At 71.2% G+C, this 20,964-nt stretch carries 15 protein-coding genes; 7 read left to right on the top strand and 8 right to left on the bottom strand.

Going from position 1 to position 20,964, the window contains the following annotated elements; genetic code table 11:
- Positions 1 to 159: 159 nt before the first annotated feature.
- The 5 genes from ACZ4QV_RS23595 to ACZ4QV_RS23575 all read right to left on the bottom strand — a co-directional run bounded on the left by ACZ4QV_RS23595 (position 160) and on the right by ACZ4QV_RS23575 (position 7,229).
- Positions 160 to 1,497, bottom strand: a complete 1,338-nt coding sequence (locus ACZ4QV_RS23595) for a serine hydrolase domain-containing protein (RefSeq protein WP_361151373.1) — start codon at positions 1,495 to 1,497, stop codon at positions 160 to 162.
- A 267-nt stretch (positions 1,498 to 1,764) separates the two neighbouring features.
- Positions 1,765 to 2,445: a response regulator transcription factor gene (locus ACZ4QV_RS23590; RefSeq protein ID WP_361151376.1), complete on the bottom strand. Its 681-nt coding sequence runs from the start codon at positions 2,443 to 2,445 to the stop codon at positions 1,765 to 1,767.
- Entirely contained in the window at positions 2,415 to 3,692 is a 1,278-nt protein-coding gene (locus tag ACZ4QV_RS23585) for a sensor histidine kinase (protein WP_361151379.1), read from the bottom strand. The genes ACZ4QV_RS23590 and ACZ4QV_RS23585 overlap by 31 nt, the downstream gene beginning before the upstream one ends.
- A gap of 165 nt (positions 3,693 to 3,857) precedes the next feature.
- The gene (locus ACZ4QV_RS23580; protein WP_467763374.1) at positions 3,858 to 6,479 is read right to left on the bottom strand and encodes an ABC transporter permease; all 2,622 of its coding nucleotides are present in this window, start codon (positions 6,477 to 6,479) and stop codon (positions 3,858 to 3,860) included.
- Positions 6,480 to 6,482: 3 nt separating this feature from the next.
- Positions 6,483 to 7,229 (bottom strand): ABC transporter ATP-binding protein, encoded by a 747-nt coding sequence (locus ACZ4QV_RS23575; RefSeq protein WP_361151382.1) that lies wholly within the window; start codon positions 7,227 to 7,229, stop codon positions 6,483 to 6,485.
- 409 nt (positions 7,230 to 7,638) lie between these two features.
- Here ACZ4QV_RS23575 and ACZ4QV_RS23570 point away from each other — a divergent pair, with 409 nt between their 5' ends.
- The 4 genes from ACZ4QV_RS23570 (at position 7,639) to ACZ4QV_RS23555 (ending at position 11,042) form a co-directional block, all read left to right on the top strand.
- Positions 7,639 to 8,664: a class I SAM-dependent methyltransferase gene (locus ACZ4QV_RS23570; protein WP_467763373.1), complete on the top strand. Its 1,026-nt coding sequence runs from the start codon at positions 7,639 to 7,641 to the stop codon at positions 8,662 to 8,664.
- A 34-nt stretch (positions 8,665 to 8,698) separates the two neighbouring features.
- Positions 8,699 to 9,721, top strand: coding sequence for a histidinol-phosphate transaminase (locus ACZ4QV_RS23565; protein ID WP_361151387.1), 1,023 nt, complete (start codon positions 8,699 to 8,701; stop codon positions 9,719 to 9,721).
- Between the two features lie 91 nt (positions 9,722 to 9,812).
- A complete protein-coding gene (locus ACZ4QV_RS23560) occupies positions 9,813 to 10,022 on the top strand; it encodes an MbtH family protein (protein ID WP_030999949.1) in 210 nt (69 codons plus the stop codon).
- 54 nt (positions 10,023 to 10,076) lie between these two features.
- Positions 10,077 to 11,042, top strand: coding sequence for a TauD/TfdA family dioxygenase (locus tag ACZ4QV_RS23555; protein WP_467763402.1), 966 nt, complete (start codon positions 10,077 to 10,079; stop codon positions 11,040 to 11,042).
- A 60-nt stretch (positions 11,043 to 11,102) separates the two neighbouring features.
- Here the strand turns inward: ACZ4QV_RS23555 and ACZ4QV_RS23550 are convergent, their stop codons facing one another.
- A complete protein-coding gene (locus ACZ4QV_RS23550) occupies positions 11,103 to 12,092 on the bottom strand; it encodes an ArsR/SmtB family transcription factor (RefSeq protein ID WP_361151392.1) in 990 nt (329 codons plus the stop codon).
- A gap of 745 nt (positions 12,093 to 12,837) precedes the next feature.
- Here ACZ4QV_RS23550 and dxs point away from each other — a divergent pair.
- The 3 genes from dxs to ACZ4QV_RS23535 all read left to right on the top strand — a co-directional run bounded on the left by dxs (position 12,838) and on the right by ACZ4QV_RS23535 (position 17,417).
- Positions 12,838 to 14,808: a 1-deoxy-D-xylulose-5-phosphate synthase gene (gene dxs / locus ACZ4QV_RS23545; protein WP_361151395.1), complete on the top strand. Its 1,971-nt coding sequence runs from the start codon at positions 12,838 to 12,840 to the stop codon at positions 14,806 to 14,808.
- Between the two features lie 373 nt (positions 14,809 to 15,181).
- A complete protein-coding gene (locus tag ACZ4QV_RS23540) occupies positions 15,182 to 16,795 on the top strand; it encodes an amino acid permease (protein WP_361151397.1) in 1,614 nt (537 codons plus the stop codon).
- Positions 16,796 to 16,892: 97 nt separating this feature from the next.
- A complete protein-coding gene (locus tag ACZ4QV_RS23535) occupies positions 16,893 to 17,417 on the top strand; it encodes an NUDIX hydrolase (RefSeq protein ID WP_361151400.1) in 525 nt (174 codons plus the stop codon).
- Between the two features lie 42 nt (positions 17,418 to 17,459).
- Here the strand turns inward: ACZ4QV_RS23535 and ACZ4QV_RS23530 are convergent, their stop codons facing one another.
- Both ACZ4QV_RS23530 and ACZ4QV_RS23525 read right to left on the bottom strand, forming a co-directional pair.
- Positions 17,460 to 19,586, bottom strand: coding sequence for a 3-hydroxyacyl-CoA dehydrogenase NAD-binding domain-containing protein (locus tag ACZ4QV_RS23530; protein WP_361151402.1), 2,127 nt, complete (start codon positions 19,584 to 19,586; stop codon positions 17,460 to 17,462).
- Positions 19,583 to 20,803 carry a thiolase family protein gene (locus tag ACZ4QV_RS23525; protein ID WP_125044407.1) on the bottom strand — a complete coding sequence of 407 codons (1,221 nt, stop codon included), beginning with the start codon at positions 20,801 to 20,803 and terminating at the stop codon, positions 19,583 to 19,585. The genes ACZ4QV_RS23530 and ACZ4QV_RS23525 overlap by 4 nt, the downstream gene beginning before the upstream one ends.
- Positions 20,804 to 20,964 lie beyond the last annotated feature (161 nt).

Here is a 20,964-nt window from a genome sequence, read left to right as displayed (position 1 = left end):
GTTCGGTGCGGGGGCATGCCGCCCAGGGGGCGCGGGCATGCCGCCGGTGAAAAAAATTGCACAAGTCGGATGCGGGCCAGGGCTTCGGTGCCCTGCCCGTCGGATGCCGCCGCGCCCGTGGCCGTACGGGCGCGGCGGCCGGCCGGTGACCGGCCGGTGTCAGACGCGCTGGGCGCGCCGGCCGGTGACCTGGATCTGGTCGATGCCGCCGGTGGCGGGGTTCCGCAGGAAGCGGCCGAGGTAGACCATGCCGCCCTCGGCGAACTCCCGGAGGGTGAACTCCAGCCCCTCGTGGACGGTGATCCGGGCGAACGGTTCGCCGTCCAGCCGCAGCGTCAGCTCGTCCCCGTTCCCGTCCGCGCCGCCCGGGCCGACCAGGTATTCGGTCTCCCCGTTGACGTACCGGCCCAGGCAGCCGGGCGGCGCCGGGATCTTCTCCCGCGGGTCGCGGAAGGCGGAGTACGAGTAGCTGGCCACGTCCAGACCGAGCTGTCGCAGGTCCGCCAGCAGGCTCTCCCACATGGCCATGCCGGTGTGGGCGTTGGTGGTCAGCGCGACGACGGTGCCGCCCGCCGGATCGACGCGCAGGTGGCAGGAGGTGCCGTCGGCGGTGCCGTCGTGGCCGGTCCAGTGGGTGCCGTCGTCGGCACGGTACAGCGACAGGCCCAGCCCCCAGCCGTCGGCGAGCCCGAACGGCTCGGCCCCGGGCACACCGGCGCGCATTCCGGCCAGGGCGTCGGCGTCCAGCAGCCCCGGCACGCCGTCCGCGTCGTCGGTGTGCAGCAGGCCGAAGGCCAGCAGGTCCAGGGCGCTGAGGGCGAGCGCCCCGGCCGGCGCCTCGATGGCGGGCAGGGTCTGGCGGACCGGCACCGCGCGGGCCGGCGCGGTACGGGCCGCGTGTCCGGAGACGTACGGCCGTGCCGAAGGGCCCGCGATGTAGGCAGGTTCGATGTCCAGCGGGTCCAGCAGGAAGCTCTCCAGCGCCTCGCGCCAGTCCATCCGTACGGCCTGTTCGGCGAGCATGCCGATGACGGTGTAGCCGACGTTGGAGTAGGAGAACGAGGAGCCGAACGTGTCGATGGGCGCCATCCGGGCGCAGTCGGCGAGATAGCCGCGGCGGGTGGCGCCGGCCAGGCTGTCGGAATCGCGGCCCGGCGGCAGCCCGCCACTGTGGCTGAGCAACTGGCGCAGTGTCGTGGCGGCGCCGAAGCGGGCGTCCGGCGCGCGCAGTTCGGTGAGCACCTCGGCCACCGGCGCGTCGAGGTCCAGGTCGCCCTCGTCGACCAGCAGCATGGCCAGCGCGGCGGTGAACGCCTTGGTGATGGAACCGACCGGGAACTTGGCGTCCCCGGTCACCGGCACCGTGCCCGCCGCGTCCTGTTCGCCGAACACGAAGGAACGGGTCTCGCCCTTGTGGTGCAGGGCGAACTGCCCGCCCGGAACACCGTGTTCGCGTGCGAGCGCGGGCAGGCGCCCGGACAGCTCTTCCACGTTCATGAAATCCCCCTACAGGCGTCGGCGGCACACCCTTACGGTGGCGCCGCCTCGGCCTGCTTTCCCTGTACTGGTCCCGCGGCCCACCGGCCGGGCCCGCCTGCCGGGCAGGACGGTCCGGCCCCGGAACGCGTACTGCGTCCGACGGGCCTGCGTGGACACCATCCCCCCGGGTGGGCCCGGCGCGCCACCTTCGTAAGCTGTCGCGAAATCAACCGGGTCACGGCACCGCCGGCGGAAAGTCGGCACCGGGCGGGGCGGGGGCGGGGATCACTCGTCGCGCAGGTACGCCAGGACCGCGAGCACCCGGCGGTTGCCGTCGTCGGGGGAGAGCCCCAGCTTGGCGAAGATGTTGCCGATGTGTTTGGCCACCGCCCCGTCGCTGATGTTCAGGGCGTCCCGCACCATCGCGTTGGAGTAGCCGTGGGCCATCAGCCCGAGCACCTCCTGCTCGCGGGCGGACAGCAGCTGGTACTGGTGGCGCTGGTCGCGCTCCATCAGTATGTGCTGGACAACCTGGGGGTCGATCACCATGGCTCCTGCGGCGACACGTTCGACTGCCTGGGCGAATTCGCTGAGTTCACCGATCCGGTCCTTGAGCAGGTAGCCCAGGCCGGCCCGGCTCTGGCGGTGCGGCGTTCTGCTGGGGGTGAAGAGCTCCTTGGCGTACGCGTTCGCGACGTACTGGGACAGCACCAGGACCGGCAGGTCCGGGTAGCTCTTGCGCAGCTCCGTCGTGGCACGCAGTCCGTCGTCCCCGTGCCCCGGCGGCATCCGTACGTCGGTGACGACGATGTCCGGGGAGCACTCCCGTACCGCTGTGATCAGGGAATCGGCGTCCCCGACCGCCCGGACCACCTGGTGGCCGAACTTGTGCAGCAGCTCGACGATCCCTTCACGGACGAGCGCCGAGTCCTCGGCTAGGACGATACGGAGTGACTGTGCTGGCACGGAATCTCCAGGCTGAGGGCGGTGGGACCGCCAGAGGGGCTGGACAGCACCAGTCTTCCATCGACCACCGCGACCCGGTCGGCCAAGCCCTCCAGCCCGCCGCCCTCGCGCAGTTCGGCACCCCCGACGCCGTTGTCGGTGACCGTGACGGACAGCCCGTCCCGGGTCAGCCGGCCGTACACCGTGGCGGACGTGGCACCGCTGTGCTTGACGACGTTGGTGAGTGCCTCGCTGATGAAGAAGTAGGCGGTCGCCTCGATCTGCGTGGGCAGCCGCCCGGCCAGCTCCACGTCCACGTCCACCGGCACCCGGCAGCGTACCGCGACCTCGGACACCGCCGCGGCGATGCCGTGGTCGGTGAGGACCTGCGGATGGATGCCGCGGACCAGGTCGCGCAGTTCGTCCAGCGCCTGCTTCGCCTCTCCCCGGGCCCGGGATATCAGCTCGCCGGCCCGGCCGGTCTTCGCGTCCGCGCCGCCGAACTCCATCTCGGCCAGCCCCAGTGTCATGACCAGCGCCACCAGACGCTGCTGCGCCCCGTCGTGCAGATCCCGCTCGATACGCCGCCGCTCGGCCTGGAAGGCGTCGGCCATCCGGGCCCGTGAACGGGTCAGTTCCACGACCCGGTCGGTCTGCCCGCTCTCCTTGGGCGCCAGCATCAGCCGCACGAACCAGCCCTGCGCGGCGGCCGCCGCCCCCAGGACATAAGCGGCGACCGGCAGGACGGCGATCCCGAGGCCGGTGAGCAGCAGCGCCTCCGGCTGCCCGGAGGTGACCGCCACCTCGACCGGGAAGACGATCAGTACGACCAGTGAGCCCGCCAGGGTCAGCAGGGCCAGGTCCACGACGGAGAGCAGCACCGCGAACACCATGGCGAAGCCGAACTCCCGCCAGGTCGCGCTCTCCTGCAACCGGGTGGTCAGCCACGGCCACAGTCCCGGCCGCGCGACGGCACGGTGCGGACTGGCCGGTCGTTCGGTGTGCGGCCCCTCCAGCAGCCGCAGCCTGCGCCGCTCCAGCGCGGCCAGCGGGATACCCAGGAGGACGGAGCCCGCCAGGATCACCAGTCCGATCCCCGCCACCGACAGCAGCAGCCCGCACACCACCACACCTCCCAGCACGATCAGCGAGAGAAGTCCGAGCAGACCGGAGGTGGCGAGGTAGCCGAGCGCACGCCACGGCGCGGCGGAGGTGAGGAAGCTGACCGGGTTCCGGGTCACGGCCCGCCAGATGGGAGAGGAGCTCATTCGGACCACAGTAAGGCTCCGCCGGGGACCGGTGGGCCCGCGGTCGCGGGCCCACCGGCGCGGGCCGGCGCCGGGACAGGACGGCGCCGGCGGGAGGCCGGCCCGGCAGGTTCCACGCGGGGGTCGTGGGCTGCCGGACCGGCTGGTCAAGAGGGGACGGGCGGCTCATCCCACGCCCGTCAGCACCGGTTCCTGCGTGCTGGGCGCCTCGTCCTCCTCGGCGGCACGGCCGGAGGAGCGGAGCTGGAGCAGGGTGGGTACGAGGGTGGCGAGCATGGCGACGAGCAGGCAGCCGGCCAGCACCGAGCCCATCTCCAGCCACGGCACCGGGAATTCGGCGCCTTCACCGGACTCGGACAGCGCCCGGCTCATCCCGATCATCGTCACCCCGTCCGCGAGGACGCCCAGCACCCCGCCGACGGCCACCACGGTCAGCGTCTCCCACACGACGGTGCGCAGCACCTGCCCGCGGGTCGCGCCGATCTTGCGCATCAGCGTGATGCCCTCGGCCCGCTCCCCGGCCGCCATGACCAGGGTGTTGGCGATGGCGATACCGGTGTAGAGCATCGCCATGCCCAGCAGCACCAGGACCAGGATGCGGCCCTCTTCCTGCGTGGCGGAGGCGCGCTCGGCCAGCCAGCTGTCCCGGTCCTGCGCGGTCGCGCCGTACCCGTCCGCGACCTTCTGGGCGGCGGCCGTCGCGGCGGCGTGGCCGGCACCCGGCTCCAGGGACAGGTAGACGGCGTTCGTCATCGTGTCGGGCGCGTGCCGGGCCAGCGTGTCCTGCGGGAACAGCACCGGGGGCAGCCCCGCCGACGAGCTGAGCACCGCGGCGACCTTCACCCGGACCTTGGTGGTGTCGGCGAGGTAGACGTCGACCTCTTCACCCGTCCGCCAGCCCAACTGCCCGGCCACCAGTTTCGTCACCGCCACGGTGTCGCCGCGCAGATCGCCCAGCGACCCCTTGACCGGGTCCAGCCGCAGAGCGCCGGACAGGTTCTTCGGGTCCACCGCGCCGATGCCGCTCGACATCACGTAACTGGAGCCGACGAGGAAACCGCTGGTCTCGGAGACCGGCGAGGCGGCCCGGACACCGGGGGCCGAGGACAGTTCGCGCACCGCGGCGGAGGGCAGACCCGCCCCGCCCCCGGAGGCGACCACCACGTCGGCCTTCAGGTGCTTGCGCGCGTCGGCGACGGTGGTCGCCGAACTCGCGTTGGTGACGCCGATGATGGATCCGGCGACGGCCACCGTGACGAGGATGGGGGCGGCGGCCGAGGCGGTCCTGCGCACCGCGGCGCGGGCGTTGTCGCCGGCCAGCGAGCCGGTGATGTGGGTGACCGCGGCCAGCGGGAAGGTCGCCAGCCGGACCAGCGGCGGCACGAGCAGCGGCGAGAAGGCCACCATCGTCACGACCAGGATCTCGGTCAGCACCAGCGAGATCACCACGGCACCGTCGCTGCCCGCCTGGGGCAGCATGACCAGCAGGAGCAGCGACATGCCCAGGAACACCGAGCCGGTGATCCAGCGGCCGGTCGTCATCACCCGGGTCTCCACCGCGGAGTCCCGCATGGTCTCGGCCGGGCGGACCTTCGCGGCCCGGCGGGAGGCGGCGAACACCCCGAGCAGCGCCACGCCGAGTCCCACGAAGAAGCTGATCAGCAGGATCAGCGGGGACGCGGGGACCTCGAAGTCCTTGGGCGCCATGCCGAAGGAGGACAGCACCGAGGCGAGCAACTGGCCGCCGGCGACCCCGATGCCGCAGCCCGCGGCCGAGGCGACGACGCCCAGCACCGCCGACTCCGCCATGATCATGCGGCGTACCTGGGGCGGAGCGGCGCCGATGGTGCGCAGCAGGGCCAGTTCCCGGCGCCGCTGGGCGATGGCGAAGGCGAAGGTGCCCGACACCACGAAGATCGACACGAAGCCGGCGATCACCGCCATGACGGCGAGCAGGGTGGCGACGTCACCGAGCGCCGCGGCGCGCGAGGCGGCGGTCAGGTCACCGCCCTTGGCGGCGCCGGTCCCGGCCTTGAGGGACTTGTCCGGGAGTACGGCCTTGATCCGGCCGGCCAGCTCGGTGGCCGACGTACCCGGCTCGGCGAGCACGGCCACCGCGTCGGCACGGTCCGGGGCCGCCGACAGCCGCTGCGCGGTGGCGTCGGAGAAGAAGACGGTGGCCTCACCGGGCACCCCGCCCTTGCCGGGCGGGGCCGCGACCCCGGCGACGGTCATCTCCCGCCGGCCCTGCGGGGTCACCACGGGGACCTTGTCGCCGACGGCAGCGCCGGCGCGCTTCGCCAGCGAGGCGGCGAGCACGACCTGGTCGTCGCCGGCGGGCGCGCGGCCCTCGGTGAGACGGAACGGGGTGAGCTGGGCACTGGACCAGCCGTGGCCGACCGGGCGGTCGGCTGTGTCCCCGGCGTCCCCGGCCACCACCTGGGCGGGCAGCGAGCGGTCGATGACGGCCTGCCGTACCCCGGGCACCCCGCGGACCGCTTCGGCGGTCCGCCGCGCGTGGTCCAGGCGGTGCGGGGAGGTGGCGGTCTGGCGCTGGTCGTACGCGCCGCCGCCGGAGCCGAAGTCGACCGTGAAGGACTGGCCGGCCCGGACCACGACGGCCGCGGCGTCGTAACGCCCGGGGCTGCTGGGCTTCGAGGAGCCCCGGGTGGCGTCGAGGACCTGACCGGTACTGGCGATCAGCGCGACACCGAGCGCCAGCGCGATGAAGGTGCCGGCGAACAGCGCCCATCTGGTGCGCAGGGTGGAAAGAGCGATGGACAGCATCCGTCAGCCACCCAGCCGTGCCATGTGCTCGCTCACCGCGGCCACCGTCGGAGCCATCAGTTCGCCGTGCACCGCACCGTCGGACAGGAAGAGCACCCGGTCCGCCCAGGAGGCGGCGACCGGATCGTGGGTGACCATGACCACCGTCTGCCCCGCGTGGTCCACCACGGACCGCAGCAGGCCCAGCACCTCACGGCTGGTGTTGGTGTCCAGGGCACCGGTCGGCTCGTCGGCGAACAGCACGTCGGGCTGGCTGATCAGGGCGCGGGCGATGGCCACCCGCTGCTGCTGGCCGCCGGACATCTCGGCCGGCCGGTGGCCGCCCCGGTCGCCGAGGCCCACCTGCTGGAGCGCGGTGTCCACCTGTGCGCGGGTCGGGCGCTGCCCGGCCAGCCGCATCGGCAGGGCCACGTTCTTACGGGCGTTCAGCGACGGCATGAGGTTGAAGGACTGGAAGACGAAACCGATCCGCTCCCGGCGCAGCCTGGTCAGCTCCGTCTCGGACAGCGCGCTGATGTCGGTGGTGCCGATGAACACCCGGCCCGAGGTGGGGCGGTCCAGGCCCGCCGCGCACTGGAGCAAGGTGCTCTTGCCCGAGCCCGAAGGACCCATCACCGCGGTGAACGACCCGCGGCCGAAGGCACAGTGCACACCGCGCAGGGCGGGAACCTTGCTGTTGCCGCGGCCGTACAGCCTGGCCACCGCGCTGAGTGTCACGGCCTGCTCGACGCCGACTCCGGTGACGGGCACTTCTCCTCCTCGGCCTTGGGGTCCGTGCACGGTCGTGTCCACGGCGTGCCGCCAGTCAACCGGTGCGGGGCCGGGGTGCGCACGGGCGCCACATCCCGTCTTCCGGGTGGAGAAAACTCCACCCGGCCGTACCGGGGACACGTTCCGCTCCCGGTTTCCGCGCCCGGCCGGGAACACGGCCGGACAGCCGCGCGGACAGCGCGGACGGACCCGGGCGAAGCAGTCGCGGATGCTCGGAAGGACCTGCTTCTTTTCGCGTCAGCTTACAGAGGTGGCGCCCCGGTCGGTGGCGCACGACAGTAAGCAACTGGAAGCAGCGGCCGGGTGGGTAACGGGACCGACCGGCCGGCCGCTGCGACAGCGCGGACGAATTCGCGAACCTTCACAGAGAACGGGGGACATGGCCAGCATGAGCGGCACAATCACCGGGGACACCACCGGGAACACCACCGACTACAAAAAGTCTGCGGAGCTGTTCAATTCGACCATCGCCACCTGGGCGGTGAGCGCGGCCTGGGACATCGGAATCTTCGAGGTACTGGACGGCGCCGACGCCTTCGACATTCCCGCGTACGCGGCGGAGAAGAAGCTGCACGAGCCCTCGCTGCGGGCGACGGTCCGCGCGCTCACGTACGCGGAGGTGGTGGAGGTCGACGGCGACCGCGTCACCCGCGGCGCGACCTTCGGGGAATTCTCCCGGTCGAAGGGCCTTTTCCAGTGGCTGACGAAGGGATACGGCTCGCTCTTCCAGCGCATGGGCGAGGTGACGTACACCGCGGGACGCAGTGGCGACTTCATCCGACGGAACTCCACCGCGGTGAGCATCGCCTGCCGCGACGTGAACGAGGTCTTCATGGACGAGGCGTTCTTCGGCGCCCTCGACGGTCTGGAGTTCTCGGTCGCCGCCGACCTCGGCTGCGGCAGTGGCGAGCGGCTGGTGCAGCTCGCCAAGCGTGACCCGTCGGTGCGCTGCGTCGGCATCGACATCGCCAAGGGCGCCATCGAGGTCGGCGAGAAGGCACTGGCCGAGAACGGCATGCAGCACCGGGTGAAGCTGATCCAGGGCGACGCCCGAAAGCTCAGCCAGTACCCGGAGTTCGCGGACGTCGAGCTGATGACGTCCTACCTCATGGGACACGACTTCTGGCCGCGAGAGGACTGTGTGGCGCTGCTGCGCAGCATCCGCACCGAACTCCCGAACCTCAAGTATTTCCTGCTGTGCGACACCCACCGGGACACCACGAATCCGGTGACCGAACTCCCCGTGTTCACCCTGGGATTCGAGACCGCACACGCGCTGATGGGTCAGTACATCCCCACCCACGCGGAATGGGAGTCGGTCTTCGAAGAGGCCGGCTGGAAGTGCACCAAGCAGCATGTGTACAGCACGCCTTCGAGCACCGTCATCTTCCAGCTGGAGCCGGTTTCCGCCTGACCGGGAAACGGCAGAGTGAAGAGGATGGAATGTAGTGCCGCACACCACTGAAACCGCCACGCCGCTGCACCGGCTGGCACTGAACGAAACGCCGTACCCGCCGCTGCCCGAGGTACGGAAGGCCCTGGCGGATTCCGTCGCCGAAATCAACCGCTATCCGCAGTTCTACGCGGACGACCTGATGGAGGTCATCGCCGCGTGGCGCGGGGTCTCCGTCGATTCCGTGATGGTCGGCAGCGGCTCGGTCGGCGTGGCCCTGCAGACCCTGCAGGCGTACATCCAGGAACCCGGTGACCAGGTCCTGTACGCCTGGCGGGCGTTCGACGCGTACCCGATCATCGCCGACATGGCGGGCGCGGAGCGCGTCGAGGTGCCGCTGACCCCCGACGGTGAGCAGGACCTGCCGCGGATGCGGGCGGCGGTGACCGACCGGACCCGCGTGGTGATCCTGTGCAACCCGCACAACCCGACCGGCACCGTGATCGGGCGCCAGGCCCTGGACGACTTCCTGACGTCGCTGCCGCAGGACGTGCTGGTGATCCTCGACGAGGCGTACACCGAGTTCGCCTGCGACGCCGACGACCTGCCGCAGGGACTGGACCTGCTGCGCGCGGGACACCACGTGCTGAGCCTGCGCACCTTCTCCAAGGCGTACGGCCTCGCCGGGCTGCGCATCGGCTACGGCCTCGCCGCACCCGAGGTCGTCAAGCGGGTACGGGCCATGTCCGTGCCGTACAGCATCAGCGAACTGGCCCACACGGCCGTCGCGGCCTCCATCGGAGCCGAGGCGGACCTGGACCGGCGGATCACCGAGATCAGCACCGAACGCGCCCGCGTACAGGCCGGGTTGCGCGCCCAGGGGTGGCGGGTCCTGGAGAGCCGGGCGAACTTCGTCTGGCTGGACGAGCCGGAGCGCGCCGCGTCGTTCCACGCGGCCTGCGCGGACCGGGGCGTACAGGTGCGCCTGTACCCCGACGAGGGCATCCGGCTGACGATCGGCACCGCCGAGTCCAACGACCTGGTGCTGGCCGCCGCCCGGCAGGCCGCCGCGGGCTGACCGCGCTCCGCCCCACCCGGCGCCGACCGGCGCCCCCTTTTCGCCCGCGCGGACGACGCTCCCGGCGGGCCGTTATCCGGAAGGAACCACCATGGCCAACCCGTTCGAGGACGCGGACGGCAGCTACCTGGTACTGGTCAACGACGAGGGACAGCACTCCCTGTGGCCGGACTTCATCGAGGTCCCCGCGGGCTGGGAGACCGTCCACGGCAAGGACAGCCGGGCGGCGTGCCTCGCCTACATCAACGCCCACTGGACCGACATGCGGCCCGCGAGCCTGGTGCGGCAGCCGGCGGCCTGAACCGCCGCGTTCGGGCCCTCCGCAGGACTGGAGAAGCAAAAAGTGCACAAGCTGGTGTTGACCGCCGAGGAGCGGGAGAACATCGACGCCCTCATCGACGGCATCGTCGCCACCGACGAGAACTGGGACCCGATGGCGGCCATGGACCACGCCGCCGAGGCGGCGCCGTCGCTGCCGCTGCGCCTGCGCGCGTTCCTGGCACAGGCGCGCGCCGAGGAGTCGGACGTCACCGTCGTGTCCGGTCTCCCGATCCATCCCGGCCTTCCCCCCACGCCGAGCGGGTGGGACCTCGCCGCGAAGTCCGGTGCGGGCCACCGTGAGGAAGTGGCCCTGCTGCTGTGCGGCACCGCGCTGGGCGATCCCTTCGGCTGGGAGAGTCAGCAGGACGGGCGCATCGTCCACGACGTCTGCCCGGCGCCCGGCATGGAGTCCTCGCTGACCAGCGCCAGCAGCGCCAAGACGCTGTCGCTGCACACCGAGGACGTCTTCCACCCGTGCCGCGCGGACTACGTCTCGCTGCTTTGCTTGCGCAATCCTGACGCGGTGGGGACCACGGTCACCCGGGTCAGTTCCCTGGATTTCCCGGAATCCCTGCGCAACACGTTGCGGGAGCCCAGATTCCGCTTTTACCCGGACGACTCCCACACCGGGACTTCACTCGCCGGAAACGCGGACGACGAGGTCGGCGGCACAGCCGCCGGAATGACCGGGCCGGTACTTTTCGGGCCCGAGCACGCGCCGTATCTGCGGTTCGACATCGACTTCATGTCGGGAGAGGACGCAGAGGCCGCCGAAGCCGTCATTGCCACTCAGGAAATCCTGAGCAATGCGGCGGGCCGGGTCGCTCTCGAACCCGGTGACGCAGTATTCATCGACAATTATCAGGTGGTACACGGACGGGAACCCTTTGCCGCCCGCTACGACGGAAAGGACCGCTGGCTGAAGCGCCTCAACATCAGCCGGGACATCCGCCGGCTGTACACGCACAGCGCGAGCCGCTCCCGGATCATTCCCGCCTGAGCGGCGCACACGAGGAAACCGCCGGCGGTACACCGTGCCGCCGGCGGTCGTGGTCGGCTGTCACCGGCAGAGCGCCGGCTCGGGCAGCAGGCCGCTCAGCCAGTCGTCGGCCGGGTCGTCCAGTCCGGTGACGCCCCGGTCGCGCAGCAGTGCCCGCCCCAGGGGAGTGAGTTCGTGCCGGGCGGTGTTGCGGTCGCGGTGGGTGGCGATCAGGCCGGCGCCGCGCAGCACCGCCGTGTGCTGGCTGGCGCCCGGGCCCGAGATGCCCAGCCAGCGGGCCAGTTCCCCCGTGGTGCGGCTGACGACCAGGGCCTCCAGCACGCTGGCCCGGGTGGCGCCGACCAGTGCCGCGAGGGCGTGCCCCTCCTCCTCGGGCTCCGACCAGAACGTCTCCGGGTCGGGTATCGGGCCGGTCGAGAGCAGCAACTGCCGCTGCCCCTGCGGCTCGGCCAGATCCAGCAGGTGCCCCTGCCGCGGCGGCAGGAAGAGGGACGGGACCAGCAGCAGCCCCCGCCCGTCGAGCTTGATGTCCTCGTCCCGTTCGTGCGGCAGCTCCAGCACCGGCGTCGACCAGCGGCCGCCGCCCTGCAGACTGGACAGCAGGTGCTCGACACCGCCGACGGCCAGCGTCCGTTCCAGCGAAGCCTGTTCGGCCTGGACGCGGCCGCGGATACGTGACCAGTACGGCGCCACCGCGACCCGCCAGAACTCGTGGACGGCGTCCGCCAGCCGCTCCACCGTCTCCCCGATGCGCACCAGCGCGATCCGGACCTCCTGAGCCTTCCCCTGGAGCAGCCGCAGCAGCGCGCCGGGGGACGGGAACAAGCGGGACAGCTTTTTGAGCAGCGGCAGATTCCTGCCCAGCTTCGGAAAGACTTTCAGCTGCCATTCGGTCAGTCCCGCCGCTCCGGGACCCGACAGCGACCGCAGTGCGAAAAACGTTTCTACATGCGGCGCGACGGTGGTGCTCACGCGCAGCCTTAACAGGTCGTTCAGTGTGCAGTGGATGCGCTGCGAGGAGACACCGGAAAAACGTCTGCTGGGATTCATAGGAATCGACTCTGCCTCCTGCACCTGCGCGCCGAGGTCGGTCGATCCGCCTGGCGACGCAAGTACCCAAGGGGCTGCCCTGGGGAGGTCACCGCGTGAATGCATTGACTTACGCATAGAAGTGTGTTCCGTCGCCCCGTCCGGAACCCCCCGTTACAGATGACTGTCCGCAGGCTAACTGATACGGATGGGGTAGCGCTACCTCTACCCCCGCGAATGCCCTGTCAAATTTGCAAAACGGAACTTTGCCGATATTTCCCGTGCCGACCCGCCCTCATGGGTGGCAACTGTGGCAACTGCGACACCCTGCGGCGTTCCGGGCGGGTGGCGCGAGGCGGTCGGCGCACACCCGGATGGCGCAGTGGCGGCCGTTCCGTAAGTGACGGTCGGAAGGGCGGGGCCCGGCGGTCGCCGCGCCCTTCGGTCTCCAGGGTGCGGCGAGGGTGACGGCGGGCTGTCCGGGCGGGCCCGAGAGCGGCGTCAGGCCGCCGGCCGCCCCCGTTCGCGGGGTCGCATACGCGCCTGAGGGCAGGTTTTCGGTCGAAGGTCACGACCGCCGGGGGAGCAGAGCCGCAAAACGGCCATCCGCGTGACATACATCGCACGGCCCGTTCTCCGCCGTCGCAAGCGGAACATTAGACTCGGCGGATCGGCAAGCTCGACCAGCCAGAGCCAGCTACAACCAGGCGAATCTGCACGAAGCAGCACGAATCGCTCGAACCAGCTCGACAGCAAGGAGGCACGGGTGGCGCTGCTGACCCGCATCAAGGGACCGCGCGATCTGGACCGACTCGGACCGGAGCAGCTGGAGAAGCTGGCGGGGGAGATCCGTACCTTCCTCGTCGACGCCGTCTCCAAGACCGGCGGGCACCTCGGCCCCAACCTCGGCGTGGTCGAGCTGACCATCGCCCTGCACCGGGTCTTCGAGTCCCCGAAGGACAAGGTGCTGTGGGACACCGGGCACCAGTCCTACGTCCACAAGCTGCTCACCGGCCGGCAGGACTTCTCGAAGCTGAAGATGAAGGGCGGCCTGTCCGGCTACCCCTCGCAGGCCGAGTCCGAGCACGACGTCATCGAGAACAGCCACGCCTCCACCGTGCTGGGCTGGGCCGACGGCCTGGCCAAGGCCAACGAGGTACTGCGCAAAAACGATCATGTCGTCGCGGTGATCGGGGACGGCGCGCTGACCGGCGGCATGGCCTGGGAGGCGCTGAACAACATCGCGACGGCCAAGGACCGCCCCCTGGTCATCGTCGTCAACGACAACGAGCGCTCCTACGCGCCGACCATCGGCGGCCTCGCCAACCACCTCGCCACCCTGCGCACCACCGACGGCTACGAGCGCTTCCTCGCCCGCGGCAAGGACCTGCTGGAGCGCACCCCGGTCGTCGGCCGGCCGCTGTACGAGACCCTGCACGGCGCCAAGAAGGGCCTGAAGGACTTCATCGCGCCGCAGGGCATGTTCGAGGACCTGGGACTGAAGTACGTCGGGCCGATCGACGGCCACGACATCGAGGCCCTGGAGTCGGCGCTGCAGCGCGCCAAGCGCTTCGGCGGCCCGGTCATCGTGCACTGCCTCACCGAGAAGGGCCGCGGCTACCAGCCCGCCCTCCAGGACGAGGCGGACCGCTTCCACGCCGTCGGCAAGATCCACCCCGACACGGGCCTGCCCATCGCCTCCTCCGGCGCCGACTGGACCTCCGTCTTCGGCGAGGAGATGGTCGAGCTCGGCCGCGAGCGCTCCGACATCGTCGCGATCACGGCCGCCATGCTGCAGCCGGTCGGCCTGGACAAGTTCGCCAAGGCGTTCCCGGACCGGGTCTACGACGTCGGCATCGCCGAGCAGCACGGCGCCGTCTCCGCCGCGGGCCTGGCCACCGGCGGCCTGCACCCGGTCTTCGCGGTCTACGCCACCTTCCTCAACCGCGCCTTCGACCAGGTCCTGATGGACGTGGCGCTGCACAAGTGCGGCGTCACCTTCGTCCTGGACCGGGCCGGTGTCACCGGCACCGACGGCGCGTCGCACAACGGCATGTGGGACATGTCGATCCTCCAGGTCGTGCCCGGCCTGCGGATCGCGGCCCCGCGCGACGCCGAGCAGGTCCGCGCCCAGCTGCGCGAGGCCGTCGACGTGGACGACGCCCCGACCGTCGTGCGCTACTCCAAGGGCGCGGTCGGCCCGGCCGTGCAGGCCGTGGGCCGGGTGGGCGGCATGGACGTGCTGCGCGAGCCCGGCGAGGGCGTCGAGCGGCCCGACGTGCTGCTGGTGTCGGTGGGCGCGCTGGCACCGATGTGCCTGGAGATCGCCGATCTGCTCGACAAGCAGGGCATCTCGACGACGGTGGTGGACCCGCGCTGGGTCAAGCCGGTCGACGCGGCGCTGCCGGGCCTCGCCGACGCGCACCGCGTCGTGGTCACGGTCGAGGACAACAGCCGTTCGGGCGGTGTCGGCTCCGCCGTCGCGCAGGCGCTGCGGGACGCGGGCGTGGACGTGCCGCTGCGGGACTTCGGTATCCCGGAGCGGTTCCTCGACCACGCCTCGCGCAAGGAGATCCTGGCCGAGATCGGGCTCACCGCGCCGGACATCGCCCGGCAGGTGACCGGCCTCGTCTCCAAGATCGACGGCCGTTACGAGGACACGGACCGGTCCGTGGACTCGGCGGAGTCGGTGGCCGCCGCGGACGGCGCCGGGCGGGCGGAGGCCGCCCGCGACTGACGGCGGCCGACGCCGACGGCAGAAGGAACCGGCCGGGCCGGTTCCTTCTGTGGGGGATGTGCGCGCGTCCCGTGGACATGCCGGCACGATCGTCTGACCGCTCGTACCGGCGGTTCACACCGGACGCATACATGCCGCCCAAGGCGGCACAAACCCGGCGCGCAACTCTGCACAAACATCGCTGAACGGTCATACGATGGGCTGGTGGGCCACCCGAACGGGTGCAACCACCGGCCCGTCGGCATATCCACCCGTCCGTACCATCGGGTGAATCCCCGCCGCGTGCAGGCCCGCCGCACCGTACTCGTCCCGACCATTGCGCAGACTCGGGCAGTTCACGAGTCGCGACGGTTGTCCAGGCGGAGGTTGGCCCATGAGCAGCACACAACGGGGCACGGGAAGCGGACCGGAGCACGGCGGCGGCACGGACCCCGTCCGGGGACGCCGCGGCGGCCTGTTCCGGACCAAGACGGTCGAGGAGTCGATCCGGGACACCGAGGAGCCGGAGCACGCGCTCAAGAAGTCCCTCTCCGCCCTCGACCTGACGGTCTTCGGCGTCGGTGTGGTCATCGGCACCGGCATCTTCGTCCTCACCGGAAAGATCGCCAAGGAGACGGCGGGACCGGCCGTCGCCCTCTCCTTCGTCGCCGCCGGCCTGGTCTGCGCCCTGGCCGCGCTCTGCTACGCGGAGTTCGCCTCGACCGTGCCGGTCGCCGGCTCCGCGTACACCTTCTCCTACGCCTCCCTCGGCGAGCTGCCCGCCTGGATCATCGGCTGGGACCTGGTGCTGGAGCTGGCGCTGGGCTGCGCGGTGGTCGCCGTCGGCTGGTCCGGCTACGTCCGCTCGCTGCTGGACACCGCCGGGATCCACCTGCCGCAGGGACTGTCCGGCACGCACGAGGGCGCCTTCGGGTTCGACCTGCTCGCGTGCGTCCTGGTCCTCGTCCTGACGGCGATCCTCGTCGTCGGGATGAAGCTGTCGTCCCGCGTGACCTCGGTGATCGTCGGTATCAAGGTCACCGTCGTCCTGCTCGTCATCATCGCGGGCGCCTTCTTCGTCACCGGCGCCAACTACGACCCGTTCATCCCGCCGAGCCGGGCCACCGAGGGCAGCGACGGCCTCGCGGCGCCGCTGTCGCAGCTCGTCTTCGGCTTCACTCCGGCCGACTTCGGCGTGATGGGCGTCTTCGCGGCCGCCGCGGTCGTCTTCTTCGCCTTCATCGGCTTCGACATCGTCGCCACCGCCGCCGAGGAGACCCGCCTGCCGCAGCGCGACGTACCGCGCGGCATCCTCGGCTCGCTCGCCATCTGCACGGTGCTGTACGTCGCCGTGTCGATCGTCGTCACCGGGATGCAGAAGTACAGCGAACTGTCCACGGACGCCCCGCTCGCCGACGCGTTCAAGGCCGTCGGGCACCCGTTCTGGGCCGGACTGATCAGCTTCGGCGCCGCCGTCGGCCTGACCTCGGTCTGCATGATCCTGCTGCTCGGCCAGAGCCGGGTCTTCTTCGCGATGAGCCGCGACGGCCTGCTGCCGAAGCTGTTCTCGCAGGTCCACCCGCGCTTCGGCACCCCGTACCGCTCGACCGTCGCGCTGGGCGTCGTGGTCGCCGTCGTCGCCGGTTTCACCTCGATCGACGAACTCGCCGAACTGGTCAACATCGGCACCCTGTTCGCCTTCGTCGTGGTCGCGCTCGGCGTCGTCATCCTGCGCCGCTCCCGCCCCGACCTGCCCCGTTCCTTCCGCACGCCGCTGGTGCCCTTCGTCCCGGCCCTGTCGGTCCTGGCCTCGCTGTGGCTGATGTTCAACCTGCCCGCGGAGACCTGGCTGCGGTTCGGGGTGTGGATGCTGCTCGGCTTCGTCGTGTACTTCGCGTACGGGCGCGGCCACAGCCGGATGAACCGCCGGACCGACGGACGTACGGGGCGGACTACCGGCGAGGGGAACGCGGCCGGCGGTCCGGCGGAGCCCGGGCAGGGGAGCTGAGCGAGCGCGGCCACCGGAGCGCTCATGGTGTCCAACTGGGCACGGGAGCAAGGGAAAACCTTTGCCGCGAGACGTGGCCCCGGCCTACGCTGCCCGGATGCCCGAAACCACCACGCCGCCCCGGCCCGCCGCCCCCGTACGCCGCTCCGCCCGCGTCCTGCTCCTCGGCACGGACGACAGTCTGCTGCTCTTCCGCGGCCACCTGGACCCCGCCCGCCCGGACGCCGGACACTGCTGGTTCACCCCCGGCGGCAGCGTGGACGACGGGGAGTCGCTGCGCGAGGCGGCGGCGCGGGAGCTGGCGGAGGAGACCGGCCTGCGGGTGGCGCCCGAGGTGCTGGGGCCGCTGGTCGCCCGTACCTCCGGATACGCCGAACTGCCCTGGGCGAGCGGCGTGTTCGAGGACGTCTTCTTCCTGCACCGCGTCGCTCCGTACCCGGTCGACACCAGCGGCTTCAAGGAACACGAGCACGCCTCCGTCACGGGCCACCGCTGGTGGCCCGTGGACGAACTGGCGACGACGGCCGAGACCGTCTTCCCGTACGGGCTGCCGCCGCTGCTCGCGGATCTGCGCGACGGCCGGACGCCGTCCGTACCCGTACAACTGCCCTGGCACCACTGAGAACAGCGGTACCAGGGCAGCCGGTGAAGCGGACGTTCCGCCTTACGCCGGTACGCTCGCCACGCCCGGGGCCAGGAACTTCTTGCCGTTGACGCGCTCCGAGACACCCGCGCGGTCCAGGTACGGCGTGATGCCGCCCAGGTGGAAGGGCCAGCCGGCGCCGGTGATCAGGCACAGGTCGATGTCCTGCGCCTCGGCGACGACACCCTCGTCCAGCATCAGGCCGATCTCCTGCGCCACGGCGTCCAGGACGCGGTCCCGCACCTGCTCCTCGGTCAGCACCGAGTCGCCCTGCTTGAGCAGCGCCTTGACCTCCGGGTCCAGCTCCGGCTTGCCGGAGTCGTACACGTAGAAGCCGCGCTTGCCGGCCTTGACCACGGCGGCCAGGTTCGGCGAGACGGTGAAGCGCTCCGGGAAGGCGCCGTGCAGCGTCTCGGAGACGTGCAGGCCGATCGCCGGGCCGACCAGCTCCAGCAGCACCAGCGGCGACATCGGCAGACCGAGCGGCTCGACGGCCTTCTCGGCGGTCTCGACGGGGGTGCCCTCGTCGATGACGTTCTGGATCTCGCCCATGAAGCGGGTCAGGATGCGGTTGACCACGAACGCCGGGGCGTCCTTGACCAGCACGGCCGTCTTCTTCAGCGACTTGGCGACGGAGAAGGCGGTGGCCAGCGACGCGTCGTCGGTCTGCTCGGCGCGCACGATCTCCAGCAGCGGCAGGATCGCGACCGGGTTGAAGAAGTGGAAGCCCACGACCCGCTCGGGGTGCTTGAGCTTGGACGCCATCTCGGTGACCGACAGTGAGGAGGTGTTGGTGGCGAGCACGGCGTGCTCCGGCACGACCGCCTCGACCTCGGCGAACACCTGCTGCTTGACGCCCATCTCCTCGAAGACGGCCTCGATGACGAAGTCCGCGTCGCCGAACGCGGTGGCCTTGTCGAGGTGGCCGCTGACCAGCCCCTTGAGGCGGTTGGCCTTGTCCTGGTTGACGCGGCCCTTCAGGAGCAGCTTGTCGATCTCGCCGTGGACGTACTCCACGCCCTTGTCGATCCGCGCCTGGTCGATGTCGGTGAGGACCACCGGCACCTCCAGGCGGCGCGCGAACAGCAGCGCCAGTTGCGAGGCCATCAGGCCCGCGCCGACCACGCCCACCTTGGTCACCGGGCGGGCGAGGGACTTGTCCGGGGCACCGGCCGGGCGCTTCGCGCGCTTCTGCACCAGGTTGAACGAGTAGATGCCGCTGCGCAGCTCGCCGCCCATGATCAGGTCGGCGAGGGCCTGGTCTTCCGCGTCGAAGCCCTGGCGCAGGTCGCCGTTCTTGGCCGCCGCGATGATGTCCAGCGCGCGGTACGCGGCCGGAGCGGCGCCGTGCACCTTGCTGTCCGCGATGCCCTTGCCGCGCTGTACGGCCTGGTCCCACGCCTCGCCGCGGTCGACGTCGGCCCGTACGACCTCGGTGTCGCCCTTGAGGACCGAGGCGGTCCACAGCAGTGACTGCTCCAGGAAGTCCGCGCCCTCGAAGATCGCGTCGGCGATGCCCAGGTCGTAGACCTGCTCACCCTTGAGCTGCTTGTTCTGGTTGAGCGAGTTCTCGATGATCACCGAGACCGCGCGGTCGGCGCCGATCAGGTTCGGCAGCAGGACGCAGCCGCCCCAGCCGGGCACCAGGCCGAGGAAGACCTCGGGCAGCGAGAAGGCGGGCAGCGCCTTGGAGACGGTGCGGTACGTGCAGTGCAGACCGACCTCGACGCCGCCGCCCATCGCGGCGCCGTTGTAGTACGCGAAGGTCGGCACGGCCAGGCCGGACAGCCGCTTGAAGACGTCGTGGCCGCCCTTGCCGATGGCCAGCGCGTCCTCGTGCCGCTTGAGCAGCTCGACGCCCTTGAGGTCGGCGCCGACGGCGAAGATGAACGGCTTGCCGGTGATGCCGACACCGACGATCTTGTTGTCCGCGGCCTCCGCCTCGACCTGGTCGAGCGCCGCGTTCAGGTTCGCCAGCGACTGCGGGCCGAAGGTGGTCGGCTTGGTGTGGTCCAGGCCGTTGTCCAGCGTGATCAGCGCGAAGGCGCCGGCGCCCGGCAGCTCCAGGTGCCGTACGTGCGCCTGGGTGACGACCTCGTCCGGGAACAGCTCGGCCGCGCCCTTCAGCAACTCGGTGGTGGTGGTCACTTGCCTGCTCCCTCGAAGTGCGGGTTCTCCCAGATGACCGTGCCGCCCATGCCGAAGCCGACGCACATGGTCGTGATGCCGTAGCGGACCTGCGGCTGCTCCTCGAACTGCCGCGCGAGCTGCGTCATCAGCCGCACGCCGGACGAGGCGAGGGGGTGACCGTAGGCGATCGCGCCGCCGTACTGGTTGACGCGCGGGTCGTCGTCCGCGATGCCGTAGTGGTCCAGCAGCGACAGGACCTGGACGGCGAACGCCTCGTTGATCTCGAAGAGACCGATGTCGTCGATGGTCAGGCCCGCCTTGGCGAGGGCCTTCTCGGTCGCCGGGACCGGGCCGATGCCCATGACCTCGGGCTCGACGCCCGCGAAGGCGTAGTCCACCAGGCGCATCTTGACCGGCAGGCCCAGCTCGCGGGCCACGTCCTCGGCGGCGATCAGCGAGGCGGTGGCGCCGTCGTTCAGACCGGCCGCGTTGCCCGCGGTGACCCGGCCGTGCGGGCGGAACGGCGTCTTGAGGCCCGCCAGGTTCTCCAGCGTGGTGCCGGGCCGCATCGGCTCGTCGGCGGTGACCAGGCCCCAGCCGGTCTCGCCGGCCTCCGCGTTGGTGCGGCGCACCGAGATCGGCACCAGGTCGGCCTGGATCTTGCCGTCGGCGTACGCCTTGGCGGCCTTCTCCTGGCTGCGCACGGCGTACTCGTCGGCGCGCTGCTTGGTGAGGTGCGGCAGGCGGTCGTGCAGGTTCTCCGCCGTCATGCCCATGAAGAGGGCCGACTGGTCGACCAGCTTCTCGCTGACGAAGCGCGGGTTGGGGTCGACGCCCTCGCCCATGGGGTGGCGGCCCATGTGCTCGACGCCGCCGGCCACGGCGATGTCGTACGCACCGAAGGAGACGCCGCCGGCGATGCTCGTCACGGCGGTCATGGCGCCGGCGCACATCCGGTCCACGGAGAAGCCGGGGACGGACTGCGGGAGGCCGGCCAGGATGCCGGCGGTACGGCCCAGGGTCAGGCCCTGGTCGCCGATCTGGGTGGTGGCGGCGAGGGCGACCTCGTCGATCCGGGCCGGGTCGAGGTCCGGGTTGCGGCGCAGCAGCTCCCGGATGCACTTGACGACCAGGTCGTCGGCGCGGGTCTCGTGGTAGATGCCCTTCGGGCCCGCCTTGCCGAACGGGGTGCGGACGCCGTCGACGAAGACGACGTCCCTAGCGGTACGAGGCACGTTGGCTCTCCTCCAGGTGCGGGATGGCACTGCTGCGGGCGCGCCCGGAGGCGCGTCACGTCCCTCATGCTACTTGCGGGTAACCGGGCTGCCCAGCCCCTCCGGGGTAAGCGGCGAAGGTCACAATGTCGACTTCGCCGACGGGGGCCGGGCGCGGGCGG

The organism is Streptomyces sp. NPDC026394, from assembly GCF_055567735.1.
Note: the sequence above shows the minus strand (reverse complement) of the source record. Positions and strands in the feature narration are given on the sequence as shown.